This is a genomic window from Flavobacterium sp. HJSW_4, assembly GCF_042436695.1.
In the GTDB taxonomy this organism is placed as follows: Bacteria; Bacteroidota; Bacteroidia; order Flavobacteriales; family Flavobacteriaceae; genus Flavobacterium.
In genome coordinates, this window is record NZ_JBHNPP010000008.1 from 123,745 (window position 1) to 140,464 (window position 16,720).

Below are 16,720 nucleotides of genomic sequence, written 5' to 3' on the forward strand. Positions count from 1 at the left end.
TCAAAAAGTAATAAAAAAACACCACATAAACACATCAATTTTAAGTTTACTGACGTTAATTCTTACAAGTGCAACAAATAGTATTCTTTTGAAATGCTTATTTTGCAGCTTTTCTTTATCAACACAACAATTTTACATACAAAATGAAGTCACGTTTTTTTATTATTCTATCTGCCGTTATTTTATTTTCTTCTTTTACTTTAAAAAAGAATGAAGAAAAAACTCTTGTTCAAAATCCTAAGATTCAAACTGAAATCAATCGTGATTCTCTTATTGTTTTTGCAAAAAAGCATTTGGGCATTCCTTATGTATATGCCAGCAGTAACCCGCAAAAAGGTTTTGACTGTTCGGGTTTTGTGAGTTATGTTTTTAAAAATTTTGGAATGACGCTTCCGCGAAGTTCAGGCGGTTATAAAAACATCGGTAAAACTTTGAAACCAGAAGAGTTTAAAGTCGGTGATGTTTTAGTTTTCTACGGATATAAAAACAGAAATGTTGTTGGTCACGTCGGAATTATCTGCGAAGCCAACGGAATGCAGTCGAAATTTATTCACGCTTCATCAGGAAAAGCGCAACAAGTAACTATAACAGCGCTTGATACAGAACACTATACCAAACGCTTTTATAAATGTGTTGATGTTTTATCGGAATAAGTTTTTTTTGCCACGAATTACACGAATCTTCACAAATTTTTATTTCACGGAGATTTAAAAAGATTTAAGCAGATGTGCGCAGATTTATTTTATAAAAAATCTTTTTAAATCTGCTCAAATCTGCCAAATCTGCGTGAAAAATTTCTACAGAATCATTTTTATTCTTCAGTTAAAAGTTTTATCAAACTTTCATCTCTACCGTAAATATCTTTGTAGAAATTTAGATTTCCTTCGCGGTCAACCCAAGCCGTAAAATATCCGATATAAACTGGAACTTTTTTCTTAAGTGTGTACCAGCTTTCTTTTCCAGCGTGCATGGCTTTGTCAATTCTTGCAGGATTCCATTGCGGATCTACTTTTAATAATTCGATTGCTAATTCTCTTGGTTTTGCTACACGCACACAACCGTGACTGAATGCTCTACTTTCTCTTTCGAACAAACTTTTTGAAGGCGTATCGTGCAAGTAAATATTGCTTGAATTTGGAAACAAGAACTTCACTAAACCTAAAGAGTTATTTTTTCCAGGAAGTTGGCGAACTGCACCATTATTCCATTCTAGATTTTTCTTCTGCAAGTAGTTTTTATCTTTTGCCATTCCAGGCTTAATCTCGGATTTGATAATACTCGGCGGCACATTCCAATACGGACTAAAAACAATATTACTCATCATCCCGCTGAAAATAACGGTTTTTGTCATTGCTCTTCCAACTACAACTGGCGATACAAAAGCGATTTTTCCGTCTTCTATTATATACAATCTAAATTCGGGAATATTAACTTCAATATATTTCTGACCTTTTTCTAGTTCAGGATCAATCCAACGGCAACGCTCCATATTCGCAATAATCGTTTTGATACGCTCCGAAACTGGAATGTTCAAATCAGTAATATGCTCTAATAAAATCGTATTTTTTGGAGTGTAACCATGACGAACTTCATAGTTTTTCATGGCTTTTATTAAAGTCGTATCGCAAACAGCACTTTTAGTATCTTCCTTAAGATCTTTGGTCACAAAAAGTCTTTCTCTAATTTGAGCAACCACATCTGATGAATCTCCAACTTTTAAAGCTTTATAATCTTCACCTGTTTCAATATTTTTCCAACCTCCATTTTTTTCAATTTCTCTGTATTCTTTTAGAGCATCACGAAGTTTGTAATATTGGCTGAACATCTTTTTTTTCTTATCATCCAAAATGGTTGATTTCTTAAAAATAGAATCAGAAAGAACTTGATAATTGAACTTTTTTCGAGGCAAAAGCCATTCTAACGAAATACTCGTTTTCTCATCAAAACCTGCATATACTTTTTCTGCATAATAGTAATACAAGTTTGACAACAACAAATCGGTATCCTCTTTAGATATTTTTTTGGTTGGATTATTTTCGAAAACCGAATTTAGTTCTTCTTTATAAGGATAATTGGCTTTTAATCCTTCTTGATCCAAATTTTTGTATTGGTTGAATAATGTATTTCCAAACTCGACAACTCCTTTATTATCCTGCCATAATTGAGTTGATTTATTTTTTTGATACAAAGAAGTTACATCACCTTTAAATTTCTCCAATTTTGGATAGGTTTCATAAAATTTCGCAATGCGTGTGGTGTCAATTGTAAGTTTTAATTCTGGAATTTTTTCGACTTTCTTTATTGAATTTTCGTCTTTCTTATCTGCTTTCGAATTACACGAAAAAACAACGAAAAAAACGACTGCAATTATAGGCGTATACCAAATTTTCATAGCTTAAAATTTTTGATTAAAAGTAGAAAAAATTCTGTTAAATCAAAGAACTCCGAAATAAATCTTAATCCTTATTTTTTTGAAGTCTAAACGGTTAATAAAAAAATAAAAGCTCCAAACAATTTGCATGTCCGGAGCTTTCGCCATATAACCAACCTATTAAAAATCTTAGATAACCGTACCTTTTAAAGTAAGTACTTTTGGTGTTGTTTCTGCACTAGTTGTTACAGTAACTGTTTTTGTAAAAGCTCCTTTGTTTGCAGCGTTGTAAGTTGCAGTAACTTTTGCAGATTTACCTGGCTGAATTGGTTCTTTTGTGTAATCTGTAGCTGTACATCCGCAAGATCCTTGAACGTTTGTAATAACTACAGCAGTTTTTCCTGTATTTTTAAATTCGTATACAATTGCTTTTGGAGTTCCTTGCGGAATTTGTCCAACATCAATTGTTTCTGCTTTCCAAACAATTGTAGAAGCGGCAGTAGTTTCTGAAATTTCATTATCTGAAACTAAAGATTGTACCGGTGCAATTGCCGAAAAAGACATTAGGCCTAAAGCCAAAGCTAACATCGAAATTTTGATCATTTTCATAACTGATATATTTAAAATGGTTTGTAGTTCATTTTGATATTACAAAGGTAATTCAGACAAATTCAAATCGCTGTTAACCGCTTTCAAACGTTTGTTAATGACTTGTTAATCGCTTATTTTCAGGCTAAAATTGATTAATATTACACTCTCAAAATCCGTTATTCTTGAAAATTAATAAACTCAACAGTATCATTCTCTTAGGATTGGTTGCCATCATTAGCATTTTGGTAGCACAATTGTTATGGACAAAAGAGGCTTTTACAATTGAACAAAAAAAATTGAGCCAAAAAGCACATATTGCTTTGTTGGAAGTGGCTAAAAAATTATACGAAGGAACGAATCACGAACTTCCTGTTCAAAATCCGGTACAGAAAATTGCAAACGACTATTATATTGTAAATGTTGATAACGAATTTGAACCTGATATTTTAGAATTTTATCTAAAAACGGAATTCAAAAAAATGAACATCACGACCGATTTCGAATACGCGATGTACAATTGCCAAAGCGACGAAATGATATATGGCGATTATATTTCGCTTTATAAGAAAAAAGCAGAATGCAAAAAGACCGTTTATTTCCCTAAACATAAAAATCTAGTTTACTATTTCGCTGTTCGTTTTCCTAATGAAACCACTTATTTGTTCAGTTCGATGCGATTTTGGTTTATTCTTTCAACGGCATTAATTCTGATTTTACTGATTTACGTTTATTCGATTTTTACACTTTTACAGCACAAAAAATATTCAGAATTGCAGCGTGATTTCATCAATAATATGACGCATGAATTTAAAACGCCTCTAGCTTCTATTTTGATTGCTTCGAAATATTTGATTGAACAGAAACCAATTAAAGAAGACAAAAAACTTTATACTTATACGGATATTATTATCAATCAAGGAAATAAACTAAACGGCCATATCGAGAAGATTCTGAATATTGCAAAGTCTGATTATGCGCCTTTAGAACTCAAAAAAGAAAGCATTTTAATTGTTCCGATTATTGAAGAAGCGATCGAAAACATCAAATTAAAATATCCTGAAGCTTCTATTCAAATTGAAACAGTTTCTAAAGAATATTTGCTTGAAACAGACACTTTTCATTTTGCCAATTTGGTTTATAATTTACTCGATAATGCCATAAAATATTGCAATGAAAAACCAGAAGTTACCATCAAAATTATCGAAGAAAATAACTGCTTAAAATTGGAGTTTATTGATAATGGAATCGGAATTAATCCTAAAAAAATATCTTTTATCTTTGATAAGTTTTACCGCGTTCAAAACGAAAAAAGTAACGAAGTTAATGGGTTCGGACTTGGTTTATACTATGTGAAAGAAATCTGCAGTTTACAAAACTGGAAAATAAAAGCCGAAAATAATTCAGAAAAAGGTGTTACCTTAACCTTATCAATTCCGTACAAAAAATGAGAAATTTCAAAATACTATATGCCGAAGACGACGAAACTCTTGCGTTTTTAACCAAAGACAATTTGGAGCAAAATAATTACGAGGTAATTCATTGTTCTGACGGAAAATCGGCTCTGAAAATTTTTGAGGAAGAAGAATTTGACATCTGTATTTTTGATATTATGATGCCAAAAATGGATGGTTTTGACCTTGCTGAAGCCGTTCGAAAAATTGATATTGAGGTTCCTATTATTTTCCTTTCGGCTAAAACTTTAAAAGAAGATCGCATCAAAGGTCTTCGCCTAGGAGCTGATGATTATTTGGTAAAACCTTTTAGTATTGAAGAATTGCTTTTGAAAGTTGAAATTTTCTTAAAGCGTTCGCAGAAAAATGTTCCGCCTGCGAAAACAATTTACGAAGTCGGAAAATATCAGTTTGATACCAAAAATTTTATTCTTTTTAACGACGAAGAAAAAGTTGGTTTGACGCAGCGTGAAGCCGAATTATTGAAACTTTTTCTAGATCATAAAAATTCTGTTTTAAAAAGAGAACAAATTCTTACCTCTTTATGGGGAACCGACGACTATTTTATGGGAAGAAGTTTGGATGTTTTTATTTCTCGTCTTCGTAAAATCTTAGCAAATGAGGAAGGAATTTCGATTGAAAACCTCCACGGAATTGGGTTTAGGTTTTCTATTGGATAAATCACAATTCTGTTAAAAATAAAGAAAAATCTGTAAGCAGTTTTTCGAAAAACTTTGTATTTTTAATATCTAATTTTCTTGGATATGAAATTACATCATTTGCGAAATGCCACTTTGGTAATTGAAACAGAGAAGCATGTCATTTTAGTTGACCCAATGTTAGGTAAAAGAAAAACAATTCCGCCTTTTACTATTTTCAGATACAAACCAAAACGAAACCCTTTGGTCGCATTGCCTAAAAACAGTCGTGACATTTTAAGTCGAGTTACGCATTGCTTGATTACGCATTTGCATCCTGATCATATAGATAAAGCTGGCGAGGTTTTCTTAAGACGAAAGAGCATTCCCGTTATCTGCAGTTCTAAAGACGAAAAAGCATTGGTACAAAGAGGATTAAGTGTAATTCAAACTTTAGAATATTGGGAATCGCAAAAGTTTTTAGACGGAAAAATCACTGGAATTCCTGCTATTCACGGTTATGGTTTTATCGCCAAATTAATGGGAAATGTAATGGGATTTCTAATTGAATTAGCCGATCAAAAATCAGTTTACATTAGTTCTGATACTATTTTTACAGAAGACGTTGAAAAAGTTCTAACGCAATTTAAACCAGATATTTCAGTTGTTGCCTGCGGTACAGCTCGACTAGACATCGGACAACCTTTATTAATGCGAATGGATGATATTTTGAAATTCGTAACACTTGCTCCAGGAAAAGTTCTTGCCAATCATTTAGAAGCTTTAAACCATTGTCCGACAACGAGATTGCAATTAAGAACTGCTCTTTCAGATCACGGACTTTTGAATAAAACTTCTATTCCAAATGATGGAGAATGTATTGAATATTAAAGCACTAACAATCCAAATTCTCTCAAAGTATTTACTGGTTTAGAATACCAAAACAATTCAAAATCTTCTAAAGAAGTTTCGAAATCTGTTTTGACTTCTTGAAAAGTATAATTTTTAGAACCTGAAACGGCTATTTTTGATAAAATCGAAACCAACCACTCGCCTTCTTCTTTACTCGTTTGAATATCGAAACTTTCTTTTTTGTCGTGAAAAGTTAGCGACATCATTTCCCAACTTCTTCCTTTTTTCGATTTTGTAAATGCTGATGCAGAAGGTTTTCCTCCCAACCAAACCACTTTTGCATTTGGTTTTGTATTGAAATCGTTTTGTTCTTCTAAAGCATTAAAAATAAAATCGGGATGGATTTTTGTTTTTGGAATTTTAAAATCAAACCAATCTTGCAATTCGTAATCAAAACAGATTCCGTGCATGAAATTGAAAAGCGATTTCTTTAATCCGAAACTAAATTTATCGTGATTGATTCCTGTAGAATCACTGTATTCTATATCATTGTTGGCAAAAGTTCCAATTACTTCTGTCTTTTTAGTCACGCCAAATTTCTCTGGATACAATCCAACTGGACTGTGAGCTGTCAAAGCAAATTGATGCCAAAAACCAGATTGCAAAACTCCAGCTTCAAATAATTGGCGAACCATTTCTAAACTATCAACCGTTTCTTGAATCGTTTGTGTTGGATATCCGTACATTAAATACGCATGAACCATAATTCCCGCTTCAGTAAAATTTCGAGTTACTTTAGCCACTTGTTCAACCGTAACTCCTTTATCGATTAATTTCAACAATCGATCTGAAGCCACTTCTAAACCTCCAGAAACAGCAATACAGCCTGAAGCTTTCAACAACAAACACAAATCTTTTGAAAAGCTTTTTTCAAAACGAATATTCGTCCACCAAGTTACAGCTAGTTTTCTTTTTAGGATTTCAAGAGCCAAAGCACGCATTAAAGCTGGCGGCGCGGCTTCATCTACAAAATGGAATCCGTTTTGACCTGTTTTTTCGATCAATTCTTCCATTCGGTCGCAAAGCAAACTTGCCGCAACAGGTTCGTAAACTTTTATATAATCTAAAGAAATATCACAGAAAGTACATTTTCCCCAATAACAGCCGTGTGCCATTGTGAGTTTATTCCATCTTCCGTCGCTCCACATTCGGTGCATCGGATTTACAATTTCGATAACCGAAATATATTTATCCAAAGGAAGATCTGAATAATCTGGAGTTCCTACATAAGCTTGTTTGTAATCGTGTTTTAAAGAATTATTCTTGTAAACGACTTCTCCATTTTCTAATAAAAATGTCCTTTTGAAAGAATCAGAATCTGGATTTTCTAAATGAAAAATTAATTCTTCAATTGGAACTTCTCCGTCATCCAAAGTAATAAAATCAAAAAATTCGAAAACACGTTTATCAGAAAGCGAACGCAATTCAGTATTTGGAAAACCGCCTCCCATTGAAATTTTAATTTCAGGATGATTTTGTTTTACCCATTGCGCACATCTGAAAGCGCTATATAAATTCCCCGGAAAGGGAACAGAAATTAAAAATAAAGTCGGTTTTACAGCTTCAATTTTAGCTTTTAAAAGCGAAATTAAAATCGAATCGATATAAGTTGGTTCTTGCTGTAAAGCACCGTACAATTCATCAAAAGAATTAGCGCTTCGTCCTAAACGTTCGGCATATCGGCTAAAGCCAAAATTTTCATCAACACATTCTACAATAAAATCTGAAATATCTTCAAGATATAAAGTCGCCAAATGTTTTGCTTTGTCCTGAGTTCCCATCGTTCCAAAAGCCCAATCGAGTTCTTCTAATTGAGCAAAACGAGAAGCTTCTGGCAAGAAATCTTCCTGACAAATCTGCAAAGCCAAAGTTGGATTTTTTCCTTGCAAAAACTGAATTACAGAATCAATCGTTTTAATATATTCATCTTGAAGCGCAAAAATTCGCTTAGAATTATCTGAGATTTCAGAATCTGAAACTTCAAACTTGAAACTTGAAACCTGAAACAAGTCAATCAATCCTTTTTTTGAAAACAATTCCAAAATCACATCAATACCCAAATCAGCCTGAACCGATTCGACATTTTTAGTATTCAGAAAACCTTTTATATACGCCGTTGCCGGATACGGTGTATTTAGTTGTGTAAAAGGCGGCGTAATTACAAAAAGTTTCGTTTTCAAAAGGGAATTATTTTTTTGCAAAAATACGCCTTATTGTGGATTTTTTAGCGAAAAGATTTTCGACAAATATATTCTGCCCTTTTCAACTTTCTTTAAACGCAAAAAAACCTTAAAGAAACATCGTCTTTAAGGTTTTTAATAATCTATATTTTAATTATAAAGTCAATTAAAACTTATGTTCATCTTTACTAATCACTAAAAATGAAATTAAAGATATAAGTGCTGCGGCAATTAAATAGAATCCAACATAGCTCACATCATAGGTTTTCGCTAACCAAATTGCAATCATTGGCGCAAAAGCAGCTCCTAAAATTCCAGCCATATTGAATGTTAAAGATGCTCCTGAGTAACGAACATTCGTTGGAAATAATTCTGATAAAAAAGTTCCTAAAGGTCCATAAGTAAATCCCATCAGAGACATTCCGATACAAGCAAAAATAGTAACCAGAGTGATATTTCCTTCACTTAAAAAATAAGAAAAGAAAAATCCGAAAATCGCTATCGCCGCAGTTGCCCCAATAAGCATTTTACGACGCCCAATTTTGTCTGCCACAACAGCTGAAACTGGAATAAAAATCGCAAAAAACAAGACCGAGAACAATTGTATCAATAATCCGTCTCTTTTCACAATTCCTAAATCTGAAGTTGCCCAGCTTAAAGTAAATACGGTCATTAAATAGAAAACTAAAAATGTTGTAATAGCGGCAAATGTTCCGAAAATCAATTGATTTTTATATGATTTCACTAATTCTAAAAATGGAACTTTTACTTCTTCTTCGTGTTTTTTAGCATTTTCAAATGAAGGTGTTTCTGTAATTTTAGTTCTGATATAAAAGCCAACAGCAACTAATAATGAACTTGCAATAAAAGGAATTCTCCAACCGTAATTCATAAAATCTTCATTACTCATAGAATCGGTCAACAATAGGAAAGTTCCACCTGAAAGCAATAATCCGATTGGAGCGCCTAATTGCGGGAACATTCCATACCAGGCACGTTTGTTTGGCGGTGCATTTTCTATCGCCAATAAAACAGCTCCTCCCCACTCGCCTCCTAGACCAACACCTTGTCCGAATCGGCAAAGCATTAATAATAAAGGCGCCGCCACACCAATACTGGCATAACTTGGTAAAAATCCAATTGTTACGGTCGAGATTCCCATCGTCAATAAAGCGGCAACAAGAGTAAATTTACGTCCGATCTTATCTCCATAATGGCCAAAAAATGCAGAACCTAATGGTCGTGATAAAAAGGCAATAGAAAAAGTTGCTAAAGATTCCAGAGTCGCCATTGTTGAATCTGCACTAGGGAAAAATAATTGAGGAAAAACCAAAACCGCAGCATTGGCATAAATATAAAAATCAAAAAATTCGATTGTGGTGCCAATAAGGCTTCCAAAAAGAACGTGTTTTAAAGAGTTCTTTTTATTTGGGTTAGTTTTCATGTAAAACGGATATAACTTTTTTTTTGATTACAAAAATATAGTTTCATTATTAATAATTCATATTTAAGAGAATTAGTTTTAAAACACTTCCCGTTTTTTAACAAATTCAATGTGTTTTCCATTTAAAAACAACGAATTCTAATTCAATATAAAAACCTGATTGTAGGCATTTTAAAATAAAAATTAAAAATCAATTCTTAAGCAATTGTTAATAGCGTTTTAAACTATATATTTTCATTAAATTTACAGCTGTCAAAAATAAATTTAAAATTATGCCTACCGACTGTATCAGCTTTCAATCTTCTGGATATTTCTCTAAATTAATGCAAGATTATTTAGATCAAAAACCAGAGTTAAAACCGCTGTACAATAATTTTCCAAGCCTAGAAAATTTCGAAAAACAAATAGCTGAAAAATCGGCTAATTTTGATCATAATAATAGAACTGCATTGGTTGAAACGTTGCAAAAGCAATATCAAAATATTGAAGCTTCAGATTTAACCAAGCAAAACATCTCGCTTTTAGCACTCGAAAATACATTTACAATTACAACTGGACATCAGTTAAATCTATTTAGCGGACCGCTGTATTTTTTATATAAAATCATTTCTACGATTAATTTAACTAAAGAATTAAAGTCGAAATATCCTTCGTACAATTTCGTTCCAGTTTATTGGATGGCTACCGAGGATCACGATTTTGAAGAAATTAATTATTTTAATTTTAAAGGAAAAAAAATCCGTTGGAATGCTGAAAGCACGGGACCTGTCGGAAGACTTTCAACTGAAGGTTTAGAAGATTTATTTGAAATTTATTCTCAGGAATTAGGTTCAAGCACAAATGCTAATTCGCTTAAAAAGCTTTTTGAAGATGCTTATTTAAAACATTCAACTCTAGCTGATGCGACTCGTTATTTAGCCAACACGCTTTTCGCAAATTACGGCTTAGTAATTATAGATGCGGACGATGCTGATTTGAAACGCGCTTTTATTCCGTTTGTGAAAGAAGAACTAGAAAGTCAAACTTCGTTTAAAGAAGTTCAGAAATCAATTGAAAAACTTTCAGATTATACGGTTCAGGTAAATCCGCGTGAGATTAATTTATTTTATATCGAAGATAAACTTCGCGAAAGAATCATTTTTGAAAATGACAAATACTTTGTAAACAACACAAAAATCTCATTTTCAAAAGATGAAATTTTCAAATTACTAGAAAGCAATCCTGAAAAATTCAGTCCGAACGTGATTATGCGTCCGTTGTATCAGGAAATTATCCTTCCAAATCTTTGCTACATTGGCGGAGGCGGAGAAATTGCTTATTGGCTAGAATTGAAAGCTTTCTTTGAAGCTGTAAATATCACTTTCCCGATATTATTGGTTCGAAATTCAGTTCTTTTAGCAACTGAAAAACAAGTTAAAAAAGCCGATAATTTGAATTTAACTTGGAAAGATTTATTCAGCAAATCCGATAATTTGGTTAATGAAATTACACATAAACTTTCTCCGTTTCCAATCGATTTGACTCCACAAAGAGAAGCACTTGAAAAACAGTTTGCTTATCTTTTTGAATTGGCTGAAAAGACCGATAAATCTTTTTCTGGGGCTGTAAAAGCACAAGAAGTAAAACAAAAGAAAGGTCTAGAAAATCTAGAGAAACGTTTATTAAAAGCACAAAAAAGAAAACTGGCAGATCAATTGGAACGTGTTACAGATTTGCAATGTGAATTATTTCCAAATAATAGCCTTCAAGAACGTCAAGCCAATTTTTCTGAATTTTATTTAGAAAAAGGAGAACAATTGATTCCGCTTTTAATTCAAAAATTAAAACCTTTAGAACACAATTTTGATATCATAATAATCTAAAATAATTATCTTTAGAAATTATAAAAGTGATGATTTAGGAACAAATAACCAGCACATTTCCTAGATCATCGCTCTCTCAAACCAAATAGAATTATATTTTATAACCTATTAACTAACTAACCTAATGGTAAGAGAACGCCTAATTTCGCTTGATGTCTTTCGCGGACTGACAATTCTATTGATGACTATTGTAAACAATCCCGGTGATTGGGGAAATGTTTATCCGCCGCTTTTACACGCGCATTGGAATGGCTGTACACCAACCGATCTTGTATTTCCATTTTTCATTTTTATGATGGGAGTTGCAGTACCGCTTGCAATGCCAGACAAAAAGTACGACGAAACAACATTCAACAAAATTCTGATTCGTTCTTTAAGAATGTTCTCTTTGGGTATTTTCTTTAATTTCTTTGGAAAAATCCAACTTTTCGGATTAGACGGAATTCCACTTTTAATTGGGAGATTAATTATCACTTTTGCGGTTGGTTATGCTTTAATGGGCAATTTCAGTACACGTTTAAAAAACATTTTCGCTTTTAGCATTCTAGCCATTTATCTCATTTTAGCCTACGGCGGATTCGAAAATTATCAAGATGTTCGTCTTCCTGGTGTATTACAACGCATTGCAGTCGTATATTTTGTGGTTTCACTTTTGTATTTGAAAACGTCACGAAAAACTCAAATTATTACAGGAGCTGTTTTACTTTTAGGATATTGGGCTGTAATGACTTTAATTCCTGTTCCTGGGTTTGGAGAAGCTAATTTAGAAAGAGGCACCAATTTAGCAGCTTGGATTGACAGCATTTTTCTAAAAGGACATATGTATCACGAAACCAACACTTGGGATCCAGAAGGACTTTTAAGCACACTGCCATCAATCGTAAACGGAATTATCGGTTTATTTATCGGCCAGATTTTATTGCTTAATATAAGCAAAATCCAAAAAGCCTTTACAATGGGCAGAATTGGCACGGTTCTTATCTTTTTCGGATTAATTTGGGATTTAGTTTTGCCTATAAACAAATCAATTTGGACAAGTAGTTATGTTTTATATACAACAGGATTAGCAACTGTTTGTTTAACCTTTTTATATTATATCATTGACATTAAGGAATACAAAAAAGGCTTTAAGCTATTTGTCATTTGGGGAGTAAATCCGATGATTGTTTTCTTCGCTTCGCAGATTATTCCACAAGCTTTGGTAATGATTCATTTTCAGCATCCATTACTTGCTGGAGAACAAATCAATTCATTAGATTATCTATACCGTTTCGGAATTGCACCATTTTTCAGCAACCCAATGACAGCCTCTTTAGCAGGCGCATTGACATACGTTGCAATCTGGACATTCATATTATGGATATTCTACAGAAATAAACTAATTTTTAAAGTATAATTTTTTTCCACCATATAAGACATATAAGTTCATTTAAATAATTGAGCACAAAAGCATCGTGCGAATCTGGCACATTTTCTAAAATGAACTTATATGGTTTATATGGTTTTAAAAATATCGTCCTAAAAACCATTCTAAACTGTTTTAATTATGAATTTATTAAAATCAATTCATAAAAAAAGTATACTTTTGCACAAAATTTAATAAAATATAAAATGGCAACAAATAGAACTTTTACAATGATTAAACCAGATGCTGTTGCAAACGGACACATCGGGAATATCTTAGCAATGATTACTAATGGTGGTTTCAAAATCGTTTCATTAAAATTAACTCAATTAACTGTAGCTGATGCTAAAGCATTCTACGCAGTTCACGCAGAAAGACCTTTCTACGGAGAATTAGTTGAATTCATGTCTCGCGGACCAATTGTTGCTGCTATTTTAGAAAAAGACAACGCAGTAGAAGATTTCAGAACTTTAATTGGCGCTACAAACCCAGCTGAAGCTGCTGAAGGAACTATTCGTAAAGCATATGCTACTTCAATCGGAGAAAATGCAGTTCACGGATCTGATAGCGACGAAAACGCTGCTATCGAAAGCGCATTCCACTTCGCAGGAAGAGAGCAATTTTAATTAGTATCCAGTCTCAGTCACAGTTTTTTAGTGATTGAATACATAAAAAAATCCTGTTTGTTATACAAACAGGATTTTTTTTATCATCAAACTGCGACTGCGACTGCGACTGCGACTGCGACTGCGACTGCGACTGCGACTGCGACTGCGACTGCGACTGCGACTAAAAACTATCGCAAAACAACATCCTTCACCACCTCGCGCCCTAGTTCTTCATTGATCATTTTTACAATCTTATATTTTCCGTGAGTTAATTCTTCACGTAAAACAGAAGATCCCAATTCTACGTAAAGCGTACTGCCTTTCAAGACAACATTTCTCGTATAAGTGTTTACACCACTTCCCATAAGATTTTTCCAAGCATCACGCACATCAATTTGATCCATGCCTGGCTGTAATTTATTCACTTGAATAATCTGCTGTAAAACAGCACTAATCGTACTTTCGTTATTTAGTCTTTTCGCCATCGTTCAGAAGATTTACAGGTCCAGCTTTTTTATAATGATATTCTATTTTTTGCGGATTTTTAACCACCAATTTGTCATCAGAAAGAGAAATAATTTCCTCGCTCCATTTTGCATACTTCGTTTTGTAATCTAAGAAAACTTGTTCTCCAGCAAAACGAACTGACACATTTTCAAAAGTATCCGTTGTTAAAAACGTACCGTCAAACTGCGGCATTACCTTCGTTCGAACACCTTTGTTATTTTTGATTTCAAAAAAATCAAAAGTCTCGTTCATTTTATATTCCTTCTCTTCACCTTTCTCAAAAACCACTTTTTCAATTTCCCAATAGCCATTTAACTTAGCAATATCTGCAGGTTTTACTTCCTGTTTGCAGCTCACAAACAAAAGCGAACAAAACAAAACTATAAAAGTGTTTTTCATAAATAAAGTTATTAAAATTTATTCTTTTTAATTTGAATGAAGTCGAAGAATTAGGAGCTGATTCCTGCTGTCCGCTGTATCTTTTGCTTTTTAAAGAAAAAAGCAAAAGGATGCCGCTCCCATCAGGGCTAGGGTTCTCGTTTTCAAAAGAAATTTTTCTCGGACTACAAAGATAGTCTTATAATCATCAAAAGAAATAAAAAATATCGAACAAAATGAGATTAATAATACCTAAAAAAAATGAGTTTTAAGCAAAAAACTTCTTGCCTAAAACTCAATATATTTTCGGAAATAAATTATCGATTCGTTTTTATTCTTTTAAGAACTCCTAAAAAGAATAAAATAATTCCAGCCACCAACAAAACGTAGTATACCGAAAGATTACTAGCTTTCAATAAGTGTGCAAAAACAAAACACACTACACTAGCAAAATAGAATGTAATAGCTGATATATTTTTCATTATTAATTATTTAAAGAAGCTGTCAACAAATTCATATTTATTGAAGACTTGCAAATCTTCAATTCCTTCGCCAACACCAATATATTTTACAGGAATTTGAAATTGATCTGAAATACCAATCACAACTCCACCTTTTGCAGTTCCGTCCAATTTAGTAACGGCAAGAGAAGTAACTTCAGTCGCTGCTGTAAACTGTTTTGCTTGCTCAAAAGCGTTTTGACCTGTAGAACCATCTAAAACCAAAAGCACATCGTGAGGCGCATCAGCAACCACTTTCTGCATTACACGTTTTACTTTAGTCAACTCATTCATTAAGTTAATTTTATTATGAAGACGACCAGCAGTATCAATAATCACAACGTCTGCATTTTGAGCCACTGCAGATTGCAAGGTATCAAAAGCTACAGAAGCAGGATCACTTCCCATATTTTGTCTTACAATTGGCACGTTTACACGGTCTGCCCAAACTTGCAACTGATCAATCGCTGCAGCACGGAATGTATCTGCCGCACCCAAAACCACTTTATGACCCGCTTTCTTAAACTGATAAGCCAATTTACCGATTGTTGTAGTTTTCCCTACTCCATTCACTCCAACAACCATTAAAACGTAAGGCTTTTTATCTTTCGGAATTTCAAATTCTGTTGCTTCGCCTGTATTTGTTTCAGACAATAAAGCACCAATTTCATCACGAAGAATTTGATTTAACTCTTCTGTCCCTAGATATTTGTCTTCAGCAACACGTTTTTCAATTCTTGAAATAATTTTTAAAGTAGTATTTACTCCAACATCCGAAGCTACAAGAACTTCTTCCAGATCATCTAAAACATCATCATCAACTTTAGATTTCCCTGCAACGGCCTTACTTAACTTCGAGAAAAAAGTAGTTTTCGTTTTTTCAAGACCTTTGTCTAAAGTCTCTTTTTTTTCGGTAGAGAATAATTTTTTAAAAAAACTCATTTTTTGTAGATTATTTAGATTTACTTGATTTCTCGATTTTCACACTAGAAATCAAAATCTTTAAAGAAAGCGCAATTGTTTTTCAAAAAAAGGCCAATTGTTACGATTCTTTAAATTCTTAGACAAATATAGGTAATAAAAAAGCTACTTCCGAATGAAAGTAGCTTTTCTATATATTGTAATAGTTAATTATTTCTTTTTCAAGAATTCATCAACTTCTTCAGGAGCCATAATAGATTCTACGAATGTATATGCACCAGTTTTAGGAGATTTTACCATTTTGATGGCTTTTGATAATCTCTTAGAAGATGTTTGTAACGATGCTACGGTTTTCTTTGCCATGATTCAAATGTTATTTGAAATTCATTAAATCTTCAAATGAAAAACCATTTGAGATTTAAACAAAATCTCTAATTATTACTTAATTTCTTTGTGAACAGTTACTCTTTTTAAGATTGGATTAAATTTTTTAATCTCTAATCTATCTGGAGTGTTTTTTTTGTTCTTAGTTGTAATATATCTAGAAGTACCTGGAACACCAGAAGTTTTGTGCTCAGTACATTCTAAAATTACTTGGATTCTATTACCTTTCTTTGCCATCTTGCTATATATTTATTTAGGAAAAGATTATTTGATAAATCCTTCTGACTGTGCTTTTTTCAAAACAGCAGTGATTCCATTTTTATTAATTGTTTTTATCGTAGATGCTGCTACTCTAAGAGTAATCCATCTATCTTCTTCTGGAAGATAAAAACGCTTTTTAACTAAGTTTACAGAAAACTTTCTCTTAGTTTTGTTCATAGCGTGAGAAACGTTATTTCCTACCATCGCTCTTTTACCTGTAAGGTCACAAACTCTTGACATTATACTTATCTTTTATCGTTATTCAAAATCAGGGTGCAAAGAAAAGAAAAATAAACCATTGGTGCAA

The 16,720-nt window shown here is 32.9% G+C and carries 17 protein-coding genes; 7 read left to right on the top strand and 10 right to left on the bottom strand.

All coding sequences use genetic code 11. The features are described from left to right. Positions 1 to 143: 143 nt before the first annotated feature. Positions 144 to 653 carry a C40 family peptidase gene (locus tag ACE01P_RS10025; RefSeq protein WP_379696955.1) on the top strand — a complete coding sequence of 170 codons (510 nt, stop codon included), beginning with the start codon at positions 144 to 146 and terminating at the stop codon, positions 651 to 653. Positions 654 to 811: 158 nt separating this feature from the next. Here ACE01P_RS10025 and ACE01P_RS10030 read toward each other — a convergent pair whose 3' ends face one another. Continuing rightward, complete coding sequence (locus ACE01P_RS10030) at positions 812 to 2,392, bottom strand: murein L,D-transpeptidase (protein WP_379696957.1); 1,581 nt, start codon at positions 2,390 to 2,392, stop codon at positions 812 to 814. 168 nt (positions 2,393 to 2,560) lie between these two features. Continuing rightward, the gene (locus tag ACE01P_RS10035) at positions 2,561 to 2,980 is read right to left on the bottom strand and encodes a DUF1573 domain-containing protein (protein ID WP_379696959.1); all 420 of its coding nucleotides are present in this window, start codon (positions 2,978 to 2,980) and stop codon (positions 2,561 to 2,563) included. 164 nt (positions 2,981 to 3,144) lie between these two features. On the opposite strand from ACE01P_RS10035, the gene ACE01P_RS10040 reads away from it, so the two are divergent. The 3 genes from ACE01P_RS10040 (at position 3,145) to ACE01P_RS10050 (ending at position 5,942) form a co-directional block, all read left to right on the top strand. Further along, on the top strand, positions 3,145 to 4,410 hold the full coding sequence (locus tag ACE01P_RS10040) for a sensor histidine kinase (protein WP_379696961.1): 1,266 nt from the start codon (positions 3,145 to 3,147) through the stop codon (positions 4,408 to 4,410). Continuing rightward, positions 4,407 to 5,093 carry a response regulator transcription factor gene (locus tag ACE01P_RS10045; RefSeq protein ID WP_379696963.1) on the top strand — a complete coding sequence of 229 codons (687 nt, stop codon included), beginning with the start codon at positions 4,407 to 4,409 and terminating at the stop codon, positions 5,091 to 5,093. The genes ACE01P_RS10040 and ACE01P_RS10045 overlap by 4 nt, the downstream gene beginning before the upstream one ends. 84 nt (positions 5,094 to 5,177) lie before the next feature. Continuing rightward, positions 5,178 to 5,942 (top strand): MBL fold metallo-hydrolase, encoded by a 765-nt coding sequence (locus tag ACE01P_RS10050; protein WP_379696965.1) that lies wholly within the window; start codon positions 5,178 to 5,180, stop codon positions 5,940 to 5,942. Here the strand turns inward: ACE01P_RS10050 and ACE01P_RS10055 are convergent. Together ACE01P_RS10055 and ACE01P_RS10060 are read right to left on the bottom strand one after the other, a co-directional pair. Further along, positions 5,939 to 8,143, bottom strand: coding sequence for a B12-binding domain-containing radical SAM protein (locus tag ACE01P_RS10055; protein ID WP_379696967.1), 2,205 nt, complete (start codon positions 8,141 to 8,143; stop codon positions 5,939 to 5,941). The two genes, ACE01P_RS10050 and ACE01P_RS10055, sit on opposite strands and share 4 nt — an antisense overlap. 166 nt (positions 8,144 to 8,309) lie before the next feature. Continuing rightward, entirely contained in the window at positions 8,310 to 9,587 is a 1,278-nt protein-coding gene (locus tag ACE01P_RS10060) for an MFS transporter (RefSeq protein ID WP_379696969.1), read from the bottom strand. A gap of 272 nt (positions 9,588 to 9,859) precedes the next feature. Between ACE01P_RS10060 and bshC the strand changes: the two genes are divergently transcribed. The 3 genes from bshC to ACE01P_RS10075 all read left to right on the top strand — a co-directional run bounded on the left by bshC (position 9,860) and on the right by ACE01P_RS10075 (position 13,480). Continuing rightward, a complete protein-coding gene (gene bshC, locus ACE01P_RS10065; protein WP_379696972.1) occupies positions 9,860 to 11,449 on the top strand; it encodes a bacillithiol biosynthesis cysteine-adding enzyme BshC in 1,590 nt (529 codons plus the stop codon). A gap of 124 nt (positions 11,450 to 11,573) precedes the next feature. Then, entirely contained in the window at positions 11,574 to 12,845 is a 1,272-nt protein-coding gene (locus ACE01P_RS10070) for an acyltransferase family protein (RefSeq protein ID WP_379696974.1), read from the top strand. A gap of 215 nt (positions 12,846 to 13,060) precedes the next feature. Beyond that, positions 13,061 to 13,480 carry a nucleoside-diphosphate kinase gene (locus ACE01P_RS10075; RefSeq protein ID WP_012026941.1) on the top strand — a complete coding sequence of 140 codons (420 nt, stop codon included), beginning with the start codon at positions 13,061 to 13,063 and terminating at the stop codon, positions 13,478 to 13,480. Positions 13,481 to 13,650: 170 nt separating this feature from the next. Here the strand turns inward: ACE01P_RS10075 and ACE01P_RS10080 are convergent, their stop codons facing one another. The 6 genes from ACE01P_RS10080 to rpmB all read right to left on the bottom strand — a co-directional run bounded on the left by ACE01P_RS10080 (position 13,651) and on the right by rpmB (position 16,653). After that, on the bottom strand, positions 13,651 to 13,947 hold the full coding sequence (locus tag ACE01P_RS10080; RefSeq protein WP_095931056.1) for a DUF721 domain-containing protein: 297 nt from the start codon (positions 13,945 to 13,947) through the stop codon (positions 13,651 to 13,653). Beyond that, a complete protein-coding gene (locus tag ACE01P_RS10085) occupies positions 13,928 to 14,368 on the bottom strand; it encodes a lipocalin family protein (RefSeq protein ID WP_379696977.1) in 441 nt (146 codons plus the stop codon). The genes ACE01P_RS10080 and ACE01P_RS10085 overlap by 20 nt, the downstream gene beginning before the upstream one ends. Before the next feature lie 467 nt (positions 14,369 to 14,835). Continuing rightward, complete coding sequence (gene ftsY, locus ACE01P_RS10090; protein ID WP_379696979.1) at positions 14,836 to 15,789, bottom strand: signal recognition particle-docking protein FtsY; 954 nt, start codon at positions 15,787 to 15,789, stop codon at positions 14,836 to 14,838. Positions 15,790 to 15,978: 189 nt separating this feature from the next. Next, entirely contained in the window at positions 15,979 to 16,131 is a 153-nt protein-coding gene (locus ACE01P_RS10095) for a DUF4295 domain-containing protein (protein WP_008468081.1), read from the bottom strand. A 75-nt stretch (positions 16,132 to 16,206) separates the two neighbouring features. After that, entirely contained in the window at positions 16,207 to 16,389 is a 183-nt protein-coding gene (gene rpmG / locus ACE01P_RS10100; protein WP_008253902.1) for a 50S ribosomal protein L33, read from the bottom strand. Positions 16,390 to 16,416: 27 nt separating this feature from the next. Then, complete coding sequence (gene rpmB / locus ACE01P_RS10105) at positions 16,417 to 16,653, bottom strand: 50S ribosomal protein L28 (RefSeq protein WP_008468080.1); 237 nt, start codon at positions 16,651 to 16,653, stop codon at positions 16,417 to 16,419. Between the last annotated feature and the right edge of the window lie 67 nt (positions 16,654 to 16,720).

Coding starts and splice junctions, on each gene's coding strand:
- ACE01P_RS10060 (WP_379696969.1), bottom strand. CDS start 9,587: ATGAAAACTAACCCAAATAAAAAGAACTCTTTAAAACACGTTCTTTTT.
- ACE01P_RS10045 (WP_379696963.1), top strand. CDS start 4,407: ATGAGAAATTTCAAAATACTATATGCCGAAGACGACGAAACTCTTGCG.
- ftsY (WP_379696979.1), bottom strand. CDS start 15,789: ATGAGTTTTTTTAAAAAATTATTCTCTACCGAAAAAAAAGAGACTTTA.
- ACE01P_RS10095 (WP_008468081.1), bottom strand. CDS start 16,131: ATGGCAAAGAAAACCGTAGCATCGTTACAAACATCTTCTAAGAGATTA.
- bshC (WP_379696972.1), top strand. CDS start 9,860: ATGCCTACCGACTGTATCAGCTTTCAATCTTCTGGATATTTCTCTAAA.
- ACE01P_RS10025 (WP_379696955.1), top strand. CDS start 144: ATGAAGTCACGTTTTTTTATTATTCTATCTGCCGTTATTTTATTTTCT.
- ACE01P_RS10070 (WP_379696974.1), top strand. CDS start 11,574: ATGGTAAGAGAACGCCTAATTTCGCTTGATGTCTTTCGCGGACTGACA.
- ACE01P_RS10035 (WP_379696959.1), bottom strand. CDS start 2,980: ATGAAAATGATCAAAATTTCGATGTTAGCTTTGGCTTTAGGCCTAATG.
- ACE01P_RS10030 (WP_379696957.1), bottom strand. CDS start 2,392: ATGAAAATTTGGTATACGCCTATAATTGCAGTCGTTTTTTTCGTTGTT.
- ACE01P_RS10075 (WP_012026941.1), top strand. CDS start 13,061: ATGGCAACAAATAGAACTTTTACAATGATTAAACCAGATGCTGTTGCA.
- ACE01P_RS10050 (WP_379696965.1), top strand. CDS start 5,178: ATGAAATTACATCATTTGCGAAATGCCACTTTGGTAATTGAAACAGAG.
- ACE01P_RS10085 (WP_379696977.1), bottom strand. CDS start 14,368: ATGAAAAACACTTTTATAGTTTTGTTTTGTTCGCTTTTGTTTGTGAGC.
- rpmG (WP_008253902.1), bottom strand. CDS start 16,389: ATGGCAAAGAAAGGTAATAGAATCCAAGTAATTTTAGAATGTACTGAG.
- ACE01P_RS10080 (WP_095931056.1), bottom strand. CDS start 13,947: ATGGCGAAAAGACTAAATAACGAAAGTACGATTAGTGCTGTTTTACAG.
- rpmB (WP_008468080.1), bottom strand. CDS start 16,653: ATGTCAAGAGTTTGTGACCTTACAGGTAAAAGAGCGATGGTAGGAAAT.